The sequence below is a fragment of the Mesorhizobium sp. M4A.F.Ca.ET.090.04.2.1 genome (assembly GCF_003999085.1).
Classification (GTDB): Bacteria; Pseudomonadota; Alphaproteobacteria; order Rhizobiales; family Rhizobiaceae; genus Mesorhizobium.
Map to the genome: position 1 here is coordinate 1 of NZ_RZOT01000991.1, position 647 is coordinate 647.

Sequence of the window (647 nt, forward strand, 5' to 3'; positions counted from 1 at the left end):
ACGTTGGCCAGTGCCTGCATCTCGACCATCTCTCGACCGGTCGCGCCATAGAGCAGCGTCGGCACTTCCATGCCGAGCACTGTCGCGGCGCCCTTGACCACGTCGAGGATGGACATCAGGCAGCTTCCTTGCCCTTGGCCTTCGGCTTGGTCAGATCCTCGATCATGGCTTCCATCGCCTCCTGACGCTCCATCAGTGCGGCGATCTGGGCATCCTTCGCGGCCTCGCGCTCGGCGGCCTTGGCCGCGTCACTGTTCTCGAGGAAGAGCGCCGCCTGCTTGCGCAGATCACGCATGTTCGGAAGACGCACGCGGTCAAGCTGCCCGTCGGTGAGGTCGCGGACTTCCTCGACCGTGCGAATGCCGGCGGTGCGCAGCACTTCGGCCTGTTCGGGCGTGACGCCAGACCAGGCGGCGAGTGCGGTCCCGTTGAGCGGGATTTCCTGGCCGCTTTTGAATGCGGCATAGGCCGGCTCGATCTGGTTCCAGCGGGCCGTCATGAAACGCAGCTTCTCGCCGTCCTGGTCCTCGCCCATCAGCGACGGGTCGGGGATGAGATGCCGGATGCGTTCGGTGGTGCGCGTGTTCAGCGGCGAATGTGAGGGCGAATACGTCACCCAGTCCTCGGGCTGAAGCTCAAGAATGCGC

At 65.1% G+C, this 647-nt stretch carries 1 protein-coding gene; it reads right to left on the reverse strand.

The features are described from left to right. Positions 1 to 115: 115 nt before the first annotated feature. The coding region (locus EN781_RS33675; RefSeq protein ID WP_127400786.1) for a hypothetical protein at positions 116 to 647 on the reverse strand (532 nt) is incomplete at its 5' end.